Annotated in this window: 11 protein-coding genes; 5 read left to right on the top strand and 6 right to left on the bottom strand. The window is 44.5% G+C overall.

Going from position 1 to position 12,021, the window contains the following annotated elements; all coding sequences use genetic code 11:
* Window positions 1–88: 88 nt before the first annotated feature.
* The gene (gene folE, locus EAE92_RS09515) at window positions 89–748 is read left to right on the top strand and encodes a GTP cyclohydrolase I FolE (protein ID WP_036777911.1); all 660 of its coding nucleotides are present in this window, start codon (window positions 89–91) and stop codon (window positions 746–748) included.
* 21 nt (window positions 749–769) lie between these two features.
* Window positions 770–1,918 (top strand): DUF418 domain-containing protein YeiB, encoded by a 1,149-nt coding sequence (yeiB, locus tag EAE92_RS09520; protein ID WP_214067909.1) that lies wholly within the window; start codon window positions 770–772, stop codon window positions 1,916–1,918.
* Here yeiB and sanA read toward each other — a convergent pair.
* The 6 genes from sanA to metG form a co-directional block, all read right to left on the bottom strand.
* The gene (gene sanA, locus EAE92_RS09525) at window positions 1,806–2,630 is read right to left on the bottom strand and encodes an outer membrane permeability protein SanA (protein WP_246545112.1); all 825 of its coding nucleotides are present in this window, start codon (window positions 2,628–2,630) and stop codon (window positions 1,806–1,808) included. The genes yeiB and sanA overlap by 113 nt on opposite strands.
* A 144-nt stretch (window positions 2,631–2,774) precedes the next feature.
* A complete protein-coding gene (locus tag EAE92_RS09530; protein ID WP_214067910.1) occupies window positions 2,775–4,472 on the bottom strand; it encodes an NAD-dependent malic enzyme in 1,698 nt (565 codons plus the stop codon).
* A gap of 214 nt (window positions 4,473–4,686) precedes the next feature.
* Window positions 4,687–5,571, bottom strand: coding sequence for a cytidine deaminase (cdd, locus tag EAE92_RS09535; RefSeq protein ID WP_214067911.1), 885 nt, complete (start codon window positions 5,569–5,571; stop codon window positions 4,687–4,689).
* Between the two features lie 267 nt (window positions 5,572–5,838).
* Window positions 5,839–6,534: a CidB/LrgB family autolysis modulator gene (locus EAE92_RS09540; protein WP_214067912.1), complete on the bottom strand. Its 696-nt coding sequence runs from the start codon at window positions 6,532–6,534 to the stop codon at window positions 5,839–5,841.
* 2 nt (window positions 6,535–6,536) lie between these two features.
* Window positions 6,537–6,965 carry a CidA/LrgA family protein gene (locus EAE92_RS09545; RefSeq protein WP_036814619.1) on the bottom strand — a complete coding sequence of 143 codons (429 nt, stop codon included), beginning with the start codon at window positions 6,963–6,965 and terminating at the stop codon, window positions 6,537–6,539.
* Between the two features lie 131 nt (window positions 6,966–7,096).
* Window positions 7,097–9,124: a methionine--tRNA ligase gene (metG, locus tag EAE92_RS09550; protein ID WP_214067913.1), complete on the bottom strand. Its 2,028-nt coding sequence runs from the start codon at window positions 9,122–9,124 to the stop codon at window positions 7,097–7,099.
* A 221-nt stretch (window positions 9,125–9,345) separates the two neighbouring features.
* Here metG and apbC point away from each other — a divergent pair, with 221 nt between their 5' ends.
* The 3 genes from apbC to dcd all read left to right on the top strand — a co-directional run bounded on the left by apbC (window position 9,346) and on the right by dcd (window position 12,011).
* Window positions 9,346–10,458 (top strand): iron-sulfur cluster carrier protein ApbC, encoded by a 1,113-nt coding sequence (gene apbC / locus EAE92_RS09555; RefSeq protein ID WP_040151018.1) that lies wholly within the window; start codon window positions 9,346–9,348, stop codon window positions 10,456–10,458.
* 271 nt (window positions 10,459–10,729) lie between these two features.
* Window positions 10,730–11,371, top strand: coding sequence for a uridine kinase (gene udk / locus EAE92_RS09560; protein ID WP_118985326.1), 642 nt, complete (start codon window positions 10,730–10,732; stop codon window positions 11,369–11,371).
* A gap of 58 nt (window positions 11,372–11,429) precedes the next feature.
* Entirely contained in the window at window positions 11,430–12,011 is a 582-nt protein-coding gene (dcd, locus tag EAE92_RS09565) for a dCTP deaminase (protein WP_214067914.1), read from the top strand.
* Window positions 12,012–12,021: the final 10 nt, after the last annotated feature.

Here is a 12,021-nt window from a genome sequence, read left to right on the forward strand (position 1 = left end):
GTGAATTGTTTCAGTTATGGTCTTCATGACTCGAACATCCATTTTACTACCCGCCAGATGATGAAAAGTAATGTCTTTGGAGAAAATAATGTCATCCTTAAGTAAAGAAGCTGAACTTGTGCATTCGGCGCTGGAAGCTCGTGGTCTTGAAACGCCTTTGCGTGGTCAGGCGTTGGTGCCGGAAGTGCGTAAAGCGCGTATTGAGGAGCATATGACGGAAATTATGAAACTGTTGAATCTCGATTTGCGTGATGACAGTTTGGCAGAAACCCCCGGTCGTATTGCGAAAATGTACGTCGATGAGATTTTTTCCGGGTTGGACTACAGTAATTTCCCGAAAATCACATTGATAGAAAATAAGATGAAAGTGGATGAAATGGTGACAGTGCGTGATATCACGCTAACCAGCACCTGTGAACACCATTTTGTAACCATTGATGGCAAGGCGACGGTTGCCTATATCCCAAAAGATAAAGTTATTGGGCTGTCTAAGATTAACCGTATTGTGCAATTTTTTTCACAACGTCCGCAGGTACAGGAACGTCTGACCCAACAGATTCTGATTGCATTACAGACACTGCTTGGTACTAATAATGTTGCTGTATCGATTGATGCGGTTCATTACTGCGTGAAAGCGCGGGGTATCCGTGATGCAACCAGTACCACGACAACAACTTCCTTGGGTGGATTGTTTAAATCTAGTCAAAATACCCGTCAAGAGTTTTTACGCACGACTCGCCATGTGTAATTTTTACATCGGGATATAAGAATGGCCTGCCAGAGAATTGACTCGCTGGATAGTATTCGTGGTCTGGCAATACTGGGGATATTGCTACTCAATATCTCCGGTTTTGCTTTGCCATCCGCTGCTTATTTGAATCCGGCATATAATGGTTCAGCTTCTTTAACTGACTTGATTGTCTGGTCTGTACTTAACGTTTTTGCTCAGGGGAAGTTCCTGTGTATTTTGGCCTTCTTATTTGGCGCAACCTTGGAGCTACTATTACCAAGGGGCGCAATCTGGAATTATCCACGGTTAACCATACTTGCTCTAATTGGTGTGGGACATGGCATCCTATTTTGGGATGGCGATATTTTACTCTCTTATAGTTTGGCCGGTTTTCTCAGCTTTCAATTGATTAGCCAAAATAGCGCCAGCAGTAGGTTATTTATGAAAGGCGCTATTTTTTATCTGATCGGATTAGCGCTATTGTTTATTCTTGGCTTTCTTTCCCGTGGCGGATCTAATGATATTTCTTGGCAGCCGACGGAATTCCATATGTTATATGAAACATATTGGAAAACGTCTGGTGGATGGTTGGCAGTAAAAGAGCGTTTCAATCAGGTCATGTTGATGATGGTTATGCTGTTTGTTCAGTATGGCTGGCAGCTTATCGGCATGATGTTATGTGGTGCGGGATTAGTGCGTAATGGTTGGTTAAAAGGTGAATTTTCAGTAAGCCATTATCGAAATGTGGCGTTATTGCTGATACCACTCAGTGTTGCTGTTCAGATATTCTCTGTCGTGTTCCAATATATCCATAATTGGGATTACTTTTGGTCAGGTATTGTCGGTTATATCCTTGCTGAGTTGGTAACGCCATTTCAGGCACTGGGTTATATGGCTTTGATATATGGTTTCTGGCCGGTTATTTCATGTTGGCGAATTAATTACTGGCTCAGTCAGGTTGGACGAATGGCGATGAGTAATTACTTGCTACAAACCTTAATTTGCACTCTGTTGTTTTATCATCTTGGGTTTTTTGGTCAATTTAGCCGTTTGGAATTACTTGCATTTATTCTTCCTATTTGGGCGGTGAATATTCTGTTTTCATGCTGGTGGTTACGCCGTTACCCGCAAGGGCCGGTAGAACGGCGGTGGCGTGAGATGACGGCGGTGTTGGCCCGATCGGCTTAATCTGGGTTTTATCCATTACCCGTAATTCTTCCGGGGTTACGGCGGGGTAATCAGTCATGCCTTTTGGTACCTTATGCGGAGCTGGAATGGGGATCAGAGGGCCGAGGAAACGAGGTTCACGTTTCAGAATATAAAGATCAGTCAGGGCGCCGAGGCGAGCAATGATTTCCCGTAATCGAACAGTAACCATATTTTTAGGTGTAGAAACTGCATAACATTGGGCGGTAATTCCCATATGCATAGCGATAAACAGTGCTCGCTCGCAATGAAATCGTTGAGTGATAATCGTAAAATCATTAGTGTTAAAAACCTTTCGGGTTCTGACTATTGAATCAAGTGTTCTGAAACCCGCAAAATCCAAGACGATATTTGCAGCAGGAATGCCCGCTTTTACCAAATCTCTGCGCATGGTGACTGGTTCGTTGTAGCTCTGTTGAGCGTTATCGCCACTAAGTAATAAATATTTAATTTTGTCGCTGTTATAAGCGTTAACGGCTCCTTGGATACGGTACATATAGTACTGATTTGGGGCGCCGGAAAGGTAATATTTAGACGTACCAAGCACTATACCCACTTCGCGTTTAGGAAGTTGTTTGAGATCATCAAAGACATAGGGGGCTGTTTTCCAGCTAATCCAGCGGTCAAGTGCGATAGCTGTCAGTATCAGCATCACTGTGATGAATAACAGACCAGTTATCAGGCGCTTCCACATGCTTTTGCCTTTTTATACACATTAATGACTGAATTTGTTAAAGGCTACTTTACCTGAAATTTCTAAGCAAGTTTTCTCTTTAGGAAGAAAGCCTGTTAGTTTACTTTTACTAACAGGCTTTTTAAGTATTTTTAGCAATGAAAATCAGAATGAAGTACGTTTGTACACGCGATATTCAGGTTTCCAGAAGTTGCGCTCAATTGCTTCATCCAGCGCGCCATCTGAGGTAACAGTGGCAACGCCCTGTATTTGTGCTTCTTTGGCGACTTGTTTAGCAATTTTGCGTGATACTTCCTGAATATCATCAATAAGTGGCAGTAACGGGCCTTGACCTTGTTGGGCTAGAGGTGAACAATCCGCCAGCGTCCGGCTTGCTGCCATCAACATACCGTCAGTAACCAGTTTGGCCCCTGATGCAATGACGCCCAGACCAATTCCAGGGAAGATATAGGCGTTGTTACATTGGGCGATTGGATACTCCTGATCTTTATATTTTACCGGATTAAATGGGCTGCCTGTCGCAACCAGAGCCGCGCCATCCGTCCAGTTGATGATATCTTCAGGACGGGCTTCAACGCGGGAAGTTGGATTCGATAATGGCATGACGATTGGACGTTCACAGTGTTTATGCATCTCACGGATGATCTCTTCTGTAAACAAACCGGACTGACCTGAAACACCAATCAATACCGTCGGTTTAGCATTACGGACAACATCGAGCAGCGAGATGGCATCGCTGTTTACATCCCATTTAGCCAATGAGTCGCTTTTCTGTACCAGCTTATTCTGGAAATCCAATAGATTTGGCAGCTTGTCTGTCAACAAACCGAAGCGGTCAACCATGAAAATACGGGCACGAGCCTGTTCTTCGCTTAACCCTTCTGATTTCATCTGGGCGACGATCTGTTCTGCAATGCCGCAACCGGCGGAACCCGCGCCGAGGAAAGTAACAGTTTGATCCTTCAATTGACGGCCCGCCGCGCGACTGGCAGCAATTAAGCTACCTAACGTAACGGCGGCAGTTCCCTGAATATCATCATTAAAGCAACAAATCTCGTGGCGATAGCGATTAAGAAGAGGCATGGCATTTTTTTGTGCGAAATCTTCAAATTGCAGCAGCACGTTTGGCCAACGGCGTTTAACAGCCTGAATAAATTCGTCTACAAATTCATCATACTCTTCACCCGTGATACGCGGGTGACGCCAGCCCATATATAGCGGGTCATTCAGGCGTTGCGGGTTGTTGGTGCCGACATCCAGCACGACTGGCAGTGTATAAGCTGGGCTGATACCACCGCAGGCGGTATACAAGGAGAGTTTGCCGATAGGAATACCCATGCCGCCAATGCCTTGGTCGCCCAAACCAAGGATACGTTCACCATCGGTAACAACAATGACTTTTACATTTTGTTTGGTCGCATTTTGCAGCATGTCATCAATATGTGCTTTGTTTGGATATGAGATGAACAGGCCACGGGCACGGCGGTAAATATCGGAAAAGTGCTCACAAGCTTCGCCAACGGTTGGCGTGTAGATGATTGGCATCATTTCGTTCAAATGCGCATCCAGCAGGCGGTAGAACAGGGTTTCGTTAGTGTCCTGAATATTTCGCAGATAAATGTGCTTATCTGCGTCATTTTTGAAATCAAGATACTGTCGATAAGCACGTTCAGCTTGTTCTTCGATGGTTTCGACCGCTTCCGGTAATAAACCGTAAAGATTAAAGTTGCTGCGTTCTTCTTCAGTAAAAGCGCTGCCTTTATTCAGCAGGGGAAATTCCAACAGCATTGGGCCAGAATAGGGAATATATAGTGGACGTTTACTTTCGTGTTCCAGTTCCATGAATCTTACTCTTTGAACTAAATGGATAACAAGGTTAGCTATAGATCCTAAGAGATAGGAAAAATATGTACAGTAAATGTTACTTAATTAGAGGTATTATGAGTAAAAATGAGAGATAACATCCAGAGTTAGCTAATAAAATGTTACGGTAATTGTTTTTTATAGCGGAAAACCCTCTATCTGCATAGAGGGAAAAATGAATTTTCCACTGGATTCAGAAAGTGTAGTAATCAAATTTGCTGCAACCGAGCGTAGCAAGTATGGATTGAGTTGCACTCCGTTGGGATAAATCACAGTTTTTTTCCTCAACCAACACAGCTCTGTCGATAGCCAGGCAATCACCACCAGAAATGTTCATCAGAATTAGCGCTGCTTGTAATGGGGGTAAGCTTGGGTTAAACGCGGCATTTTCTGCATAACGCCCAGGATAAATTTTTCCATCTTTTCCTAAAAGCGCGGCGCCACTGTAGGAATTACTGTATGGGGCATAGCTCTGGTTTGCTGCATCTAATGCAGTCAGGACTAATGTATCCGTGGTTTCTAGTTTATAACCATGATTAACCGGGTCCATCAACAACGTCTTGATGCCCAGATCATTTGGGCCAAAAGAATCTGGCAGATAATGACCTAATGTTGAAGGTACTTGCTTTGGCAGGTGAATCTCTAATTGGGAGCCACTATTAAGTTCATTCATAAATTGGCGGCAATGGCCGCACGGAGAGTAATTCACAGTAACAGACGCCAGTTTTTTCTCACCTAATAACCAAGCGTGGGTAATCGCACATTGTTCAGCATGAATCGTTTGTTGTAGTGGTACGCCAGCAAATTCCATATTCGCGCCAAAATAGAGATTTCCACTTTTTCCGCGGGCAATGGCGCCAACATTAAAATGTGAGATTGGTGTCAGGGAGCATGCCGCTGCAAGCGGCAACAGGGCGACAGCCAGGGTGTTATCGTCAAAACCGCAGGCTTTCTTAATAGATTCAGCCTGTTTAGCCGTGAGCATGGCAGGAAAGTCATTGTTTCCTGCGTAAGGTAAAAGGGCATCCTGTAGTTTAGGGGGTAACTGTACCCAGATAGGATGAAAACGAGCTTGCATAGTGTGATCTCCGAATTAACTTAAGATCATTCTAAGTTGTCTGGTTATATTTGTAATGTGATTAATGTCATATATACCCGTTATCTTTCAAGCTGCCTCTTTGTTGGCTGCACTCACTCACCCCGGTCACATAGTTATCTATGCTCCCGGGGATTCGCTCCCTTGCCGTCGCGATGCAACTTGAAATCCATAGGGTATAGATGAATGAGACTTATGTAATTGCAGTGAGTAATCAAGCGATTAATATCAAATTTCCTAACAGCTAAACTAGCTAAATAGGTATAACAGCACCGGGAATATAAAGGGCGCTGTTAGTGAAGTAATGATACCGCAGGTCATCAATGCCAATGAGCTGTACGCGCCTTCAACGAAATTAACTTCTGCACAGCGGGCAGTACCCAAAGCATGTGATGCTGTTCCCATTGCTAAACCGCGGGACGCTTTGGTTTTTACCTGTAACAGATCGAACAGGTTATGACCAAATATTGCACCGAAAACGCCGACGAAAATAACACAAGCAGCGCTGATTGCCGGAATACCGCCAATGGCATCAGCTACTGCCATTGCTATTGGTGTTGTGACGGATTTAGGTAATATCGAAGCGGCCATTTCAGGCGTTGCTCCCATCCATAAGGCAATAGCAGTGCCTGTCGCCATAGCGACAATAGTGCCGATAAAACAGATGCTAATAATGGACTTCCATTGGGCACGGATCTGATGTAGCTGCTCATATAAAGGAAATGCCAGCGCAACTACGGCGGGCTGGAGTAGAGCATTTAGAATTCGGCTGCCGGCAAAATAGTGTTCATAGGGAGCGTGGGTTATTAACAATATTGGAATAATGATGGCGATAGAAACCAATAAGGGGTTCAGAATAGGAATTTTGAATCGTAGCGACAGTTTTCTTGCGGTGTAGAATACAACTAATGTTAATGGCAGCGACCACCAAATGTGACTTAACATTTTTATTTCTCTTGTCTTTGTTGTTCACTCTTAACTTCTGATGCGGAACCCATAATCGGGCGTTCACGATGAACATAATGGGAACTGTAAGCCACGATAATCATAACGATTACGGTACTGATCAGACATGAAAAAACAATCGGAACTATCTGTTGGCTGAGTTGATCGTAATAATTCATCACGCCGACGCCGATAGGCAGAAACAACAAAGTCATATTTTTTAGTAACAGACTACAGCCTGGTTTTGCCCAATGAGCAGGAATTAGTTGAAAAGCTAATAAAACGAACAATATCAACATGCCGATAATACTGCCGGGAATAATGATGGGTAATAGGGAAGAAATGGCATTACCTGTCAGCAAACACAAATAAATCAGAACAAATGCTCGCAGGTACTGCCAACCAATAATCAGTACTTCACGAAACGACATAGCAAAATTCCTAATTCTGGTGAGGTATTCATCATACAATTAACCTTGGGAATGTGCCATAGATCACACCAAAAAAACGGGGATCATTGCTGATCCCCGTGGGTAAAAATATTAATGAAATAAATTGACTATTATTTCACTTGCATACCGGGTTGGGCGCCGCTGTCAGGGCTGAGTAAGAAGATATCTTTTCCACCAGGTCCGGCCGCCATAACCATCCCTTCCGAAATACCAAAGCGCATTTTGCGCGGTGCTAGATTGGCTACCATAATGGTTAAACGGCCTTCCAGCGCTTTTGGATCAGGATAACTGGAGCGGATACCAGAGAATACCTGGCGGGTTTCGCCACCTAGATCCAGCATCAGTTTCAACAACTTATCCGAGCCTTCGACAAAATCAGCCTGTTTAATAAGGGCGACGCGCATATCAACTTTGGCAAAATCATCGAAGGTGATCGTGTCCTGAATCGGATCTTCCGCCAGTGGACCGCTGACTTTTTGTGGTGTGTTGATGCTCTCTTTAGATGCCGCGACCATAGCGTTCACTTTATCTATATCAATGCGATTGAACAGGGCTTTAAAGGCAGAAACTTGATGATCCAGCAACGGTTGTTCAATACCATGCCAGGTGAGTTCTGTATTTAAGAAAGCCTCTGCGCGTTCTGCCAGACTTGGCAAAACGGGTTTCAGGAAAGTCATCAAAACGCGGAACAGGTTGATGCCCATTGAGCAGATAGCTTGAAGCTCGGCATCACGGCCTTCTTCTTTTGCCACCACCCACGGCGCTTGTTCATCCACATAACGGTTTGCCAAATCAGCCAGCGCCATGATTTCGCGGATTGCTTTGCTGAATTCGCGGTTATTAAACTCTTCTGCAATCACCTTTGCCCCATCAATAAACTGTTGGTAAAGCGCCGGATCAGCCAGTTTATCCGCCAGCTCGCCGTTAAAGCGTTTATTAATGAAGCCTGCATTACGGGAGGCCAGGTTAACAACTTTATTAACGATATCGCTGTTAACACGTTGAACAAAATCTTCCAGATTCAGATCGATATCATCAATGCGAGCAGAGAGTTTGGCTGCGTAGTAATAGCGCAAACAGTCTGCATCCAGATGATCCAAGTAAGTGCTGGCTTTAATAAAAGTACCGCGGGATTTGGACATCTTCGCGCCGTTGACGGTGACATAGCCGTGAACAAACACATTGGTTGGCTTACGGTAGCCGCTGCCTTCCAACATGGCCGGCCAGAATAGGCTGTGGAAATAAACAATGTCTTTACCGATAAAGTGATATAGATCGGTAGTGGAATCTTTTGCCCAGAACTCATCAAAGCTTAGATTGCCGCGTTTGTCACACAGGTTTTGGAAAGAACCCATATACCCAATAGGGGCATCCAGCCAGACATAGAAATATTTGCCCGGCGCATCAGGAATTTCAAAACCGAAATAGGGGGCGTCACGGGTGATATCCCACTGTTGTAAACCGGATTCAAACCATTCCTGCATTTTGTTGGCAACTTGTTCCTGTAATGCGCCGGAACGGGTCCAGGCTTGCAGCATGTCACTGAACGCAGGCAAATCGAAGAAGAAGTGCTCTGTTTCACGCATTTCTGGCGTCGCGCCGGAGACGGCAGAACGGGGGCTGATTAGTTCAGTCGGACTGTAAGTCGAACCGCAAACTTCACAGTTATCACCATACTGATCTTCTGCCTTACATTTCGGGCAGCTTCCTTTGACAAAGCGATCCGGCAGAAACATATTCTTCTCAGGATCGTATAACTGAGAAATAGTACGATTCTTAATATGGCCGTTTTTTTTCAGTTCGAGATAGATTTTCGTTGAGAACGCTTGGTTCTCTTCACTATGCGTAGAGTGATAGTTATCATAGCTCACTGAAAAGCCAGTAAAATCCTGATGATGCTCTTGGTTCACCGTGGCGATCATCTCTTCAGGAGCAATACCCATTTGCTGAGCTTTCAGCATGATTGGCGTTCCATGAGCGTCATCGGCACAGATAAAGTGAACCTCTTTGCCGCGCATTCGCTGAAAACGGACCCAAATATCTGCTTGGATATGTTCCAGCATGTGACCGAGATGGATTGGACCGTTAGCATATGGCAACGCGCACGTCACCAATAATTTTTTTGCGACTTGAGACATAGTAAGGATCTGACTTCCAATAAGTGAAAAAGGAAGTTTGATGTTAACCGATTAAAAAAATTGTCGCTAGGGTAAGGCTCAATCTTAGTGCGTTTTATGGGATAAAAATTGAATCAGCGAACGGGAAGCGGGTTTTTGTCGCCAATCTTATCTGAACGCTTTGGGTTCTGTTATGATGGAGAGATGGTTTTTAGCTAATGATAATCATTAAAGGAGCCGGGATGAACTCACAATCCCCCGAGCAGACCAATCCTGACCTGCTGAAATCTCAGGTAACAAAAATACTTGCTACTTTTACACACCTGACACTAGAACGTGATTTGATAACACTGAAAGCTTTACATCACTGTACGATGCTTGATGGTGTTTTGCACATTGAATTACTGATGCCGTTTGTCTGGCAACGCGGCTTTAAAGCGTTAAAAGCGGCGACAACGGAAAAATTACAGGCGGTAACCGGCGCAAAATCGGTGGCATGGAAATTGATCCATGATATCAGCACATTACGTCGTGCTAATGATCTGCCGGGAATTAATGGCGTCCGTAATATTTTGGCTGTCAGCTCAGGTAAAGGCGGGGTGGGTAAATCCAGCACCGCCGTAAACTTGGCGCTGGCATTGGCTCAAGAGGGGGCAAAGGTCGGTATTCTGGATGCAGATATCTACGGCCCTTCTGTTCCGAGTATGTTGGGAACCTCCAAAGAGCGCCCGACTTCTCCGGATGGGCAGCATATGGCGCCGATCATGACGCATGGTCTTGCCACTAACTCTATTGGTTATTTAGTAACAGACGATAATGCAATGGTATGGCGTGGCCCAATGGCTAGTAAGGCATTGATGCAGATGTTACAGGATACATTATGGCCGGATCTTGATTATCTGGTTATCGATATGCCGCCAGGGACCGGTGATATTCAACTCACTTTGTCACAAAACATCCCGGTAACGGGGGCGCTGGTGGTAACAACGCCTCAGGATATTGCTTTGATTGACGCAATGAAAGGTATCGTCATGTTCCAGAAAGTGAAGGTGCCTGTACTGGGGATTGTCGAAAACATGAGTGTGCATGTTTGCAGCAACTGTGGTCATTCGGAACCTATCTTTGGTACGGGTGGGGCAGAAAAATTGGCGGTTAAATATCACTGTAAATTATTGGGACAAATCCCTCTGCATATTTCACTGCGTGAAGATCTGGATCGTGGTCAGCCAACGGTTATCAGTGATCCTGATAGTGAATTTACAGATATTTATCGCGAAATTGCCGCGAATATTTCAGCGCAGATGTATTGGCAAGGTGAGAAGATACCAACAGAAATCTCATTCCGTGCCGTTTAATGCGGGTATTTGATTGATGATAGCGGGCGATGGATGTTTTCATTGCCCGCTTTTGGCATGGGGAGATTTTGTATGGGGATAAGTATGCTTGTCTGATTTCCCTCGTTACGATTTTCCTCGTTACATCGTTTTTATGCGAAACGCTTCGAAAAAAATGAGACTTATCTTGTTTACACTGGAACAGATACCATTAACTCCCTATAATCTCGCCAAACTTAGCACTCATAAGTGCTTTGTTCCCATTTTTTTCTAGAATCAGGTTATCTCTATTATGGCTGACGAAGCATATCAGTGCACAATTGTAGGAATTTCTGGTGCATCTGCCTCAGGTAAAAGTCTCATTGCTAATACACTTTATCGTGAATTACGCGCTCAGGTTGGTGATCACAATATCGGTATTATACCAGAGGATTGCTATTATAAAGATCAGAGCAATCTATCAATGGAAGAGCGTTATAAGACTAATTATGACCATCCAAGCTCAATGGATCACAATCTGCTCTTTTCTCACCTGCAAGCGCTGAAAATGGGTGAATCAATTGAATTACCACAATACGATTATGTCGCCCATACACGTAAACTAGAATCGATTCATTTTGCGCCGAAAAGAGTTATTATCCTAGAGGGTATTTTGTTATTGACTGATAAACGCTTGCGTCAGGAGATGGACTTCTCTATTTTTGTTGATACGCCACTGGATATTTGCCTTATGCGTCGTATTAAACGGGATGTGCATGAACGGGGACGCTCTCTGGATTCGGTGATTGAGCAATATCATAAAACTGTGCGTCCAATGTTCCTGCAATTTATTGAACCATCAAAGCAATATGCAGATATTATTGTGCCGCGCGGGGGTAAAAACCGAGTAGCGATTGATATATTGAAAGCCAAAATTGGTCAGTTCTGCGAATAATAAAACTTTGCTTGTCAGGCATTGAATTGATAAGCATCATCGTATTTGAGAGGAAATAATGCGACTCTGTGACCGCGACATAATTAAATGGCTTGATCAAGGTAAATTGATCATTGCTCCACGTCCGCCGATTGAACGCATTAACGGGGCAACTGCTGATGTGCGCCTTGGGAATCAGTTTCGTGTTTTCTGTGGTCATACTGCGGCATATATTGATTTGAGTGGCCCGAAAGATGAGGTCGGCGCTGCGCTTGATCGTGTGATGAGTGATGAAATTATCCTGTCTGACGATGAGGTTTTTTTCCTCCATCCTGGCGAGTTGGCACTGGCTGTTACGTTGGAGTCCGTCACATTGCCGGACGATTTAGTAGGCTGGCTTGATGGCCGTTCTTCTCTTGCTCGTCTTGGGTTGATGGTGCACGTGACGGCACATCGGATTGATCCGGGTTGGCATGGTCAGATTGTTCTCGAATTCTATAACTCCGGTAAGTTGCCTCTGGCGTTACGTCCGGGGATGGTTATCGGCGCTTTGAGTTTTGAGCCGTTGTCTGGTTCCGCTGACCGTCCATATAACCGTCGTCAAGACGCGAAATATAAAAACCAACAGGGTGCGGTGGGTAGCCGTATTGATGAAGATTAATATTTTTATC

Source organism: Photorhabdus hainanensis (genome assembly GCF_018448965.1).
GTDB lineage: Bacteria > Pseudomonadota > Gammaproteobacteria > Enterobacterales > Enterobacteriaceae > Photorhabdus > Photorhabdus akhurstii.

Coding starts and splice junctions, on each gene's coding strand:
- folE (WP_036777911.1), top strand. CDS start 89: ATGTCATCCTTAAGTAAAGAAGCTGAACTTGTGCATTCGGCGCTGGAA.
- yeiB (WP_214067909.1), top strand. CDS start 770: ATGGCCTGCCAGAGAATTGACTCGCTGGATAGTATTCGTGGTCTGGCA.
- sanA (WP_246545112.1), bottom strand. CDS start 2,630: ATGTGGAAGCGCCTGATAACTGGTCTGTTATTCATCACAGTGATGCTG.
- EAE92_RS09530 (WP_214067910.1), bottom strand. CDS start 4,472: ATGGAACTGGAACACGAAAGTAAACGTCCACTATATATTCCCTATTCT.
- cdd (WP_214067911.1), bottom strand. CDS start 5,571: ATGCAAGCTCGTTTTCATCCTATCTGGGTACAGTTACCCCCTAAACTA.
- EAE92_RS09540 (WP_214067912.1), bottom strand. CDS start 6,534: ATGTTAAGTCACATTTGGTGGTCGCTGCCATTAACATTAGTTGTATTC.
- EAE92_RS09545 (WP_036814619.1), bottom strand. CDS start 6,965: ATGTCGTTTCGTGAAGTACTGATTATTGGTTGGCAGTACCTGCGAGCA.
- metG (WP_214067913.1), bottom strand. CDS start 9,124: ATGTCTCAAGTCGCAAAAAAATTATTGGTGACGTGCGCGTTGCCATAT.
- apbC (WP_040151018.1), top strand. CDS start 9,346: ATGAACTCACAATCCCCCGAGCAGACCAATCCTGACCTGCTGAAATCT.
- udk (WP_118985326.1), top strand. CDS start 10,730: ATGGCTGACGAAGCATATCAGTGCACAATTGTAGGAATTTCTGGTGCA.
- dcd (WP_214067914.1), top strand. CDS start 11,430: ATGCGACTCTGTGACCGCGACATAATTAAATGGCTTGATCAAGGTAAA.